We start from the raw sequence: 951 nt of genomic DNA, 5'->3' as shown, positions 1-951 counted from the left end.
AGCGCCGGAAAGCGTTGTGCATAAAAAACTGCGGCCGGCGAGCGGCGACGCGCACGATTACTACAGCCTGGGCACCTACTGGTGGCCGAACCCACGGCGCCCCAACGGGCTGCCGTATATTCGCCGCGACGGGCATATCAATCCGCAGTGTGAAAATAACGATACCGACACCTCGCGCATTATCCGCATGTGCGAACGCTGTCTGACTCTGGGACTGGCGTGGTATTTCACCGGTCAGCGCCACTACGCCCAGGCGGCGGCCATGCAGATCCGCTGCTGGTTCCTGGATTCAGAGACGCGAATGAATCCGCATCTGAACTACGGCCAGGCAATTCCGGGGATTGTCTCCGGTCGCGGCACCGGGCTAATAGACACTCGCTTAATGTGGATGGTGGTCGATACCATCGGCTTGATTAGCCCGGCGAACGTGCTGGATACCGACGATATTATCGGCCTGCATCAGTGGTTCCGGGATTTTAACCACTGGATGTACTACAGCGAAATCGGCCATTCAGAGTATGTCTGGCACAACAACCACGGCACCTGGTACGACGCCCAGCGGACGGTTAACGCGCTATTCTACGGCGATAAAGGGCTGGCGGCGCGGATCATTGCGCAGGGGATCACCCAGCGAATGGCGGCGCAGATTGACCAGGATGGCAAGCAGACCATGGAGCTTGAGCGCACCATTCCGTTCCATTACTCGCTGTTTAATCTGGAGGCGCATCTGCTGCTGAATCGCTATGCCGAGCATGTCGAATTCGATCGCTGGAACACCATCCGCGACGGGCGAGGAGTGAAGCAGGGGATAGATTACCTGGTGCCGTTTATCCGTGAACCCGATCTCTGGCCGTACAGTGACCTGCAGGGGATAGTGTGGGATAGCGCGCTGCGGGTGCTGCTGCAGTCAGCCCGTGGTTATGCAAAACAATCCGCCAGCTATCGCGATGT

At 58.3% G+C, this 951-nt stretch carries 1 protein-coding gene; it reads left to right on the top strand.

Going from position 1 to position 951, the window contains the following annotated elements:
* On the top strand, nt 1-951 hold a 951-nt coding region (locus tag CWM53_RS20225; protein WP_100750844.1), incomplete at both ends, for an alginate lyase family protein.

Origin of the sequence: Klebsiella sp. A-Nf5 (assembly GCF_002810545.1) — a bacterium.
GTDB classification, from domain to species: domain Bacteria; phylum Pseudomonadota; class Gammaproteobacteria; order Enterobacterales; family Enterobacteriaceae; genus Klebsiella; species Klebsiella variicola.
The sequence above is the reverse complement of the archived record's forward strand: the minus strand, read 5'-3'. Positions and strand labels throughout refer to the sequence as shown.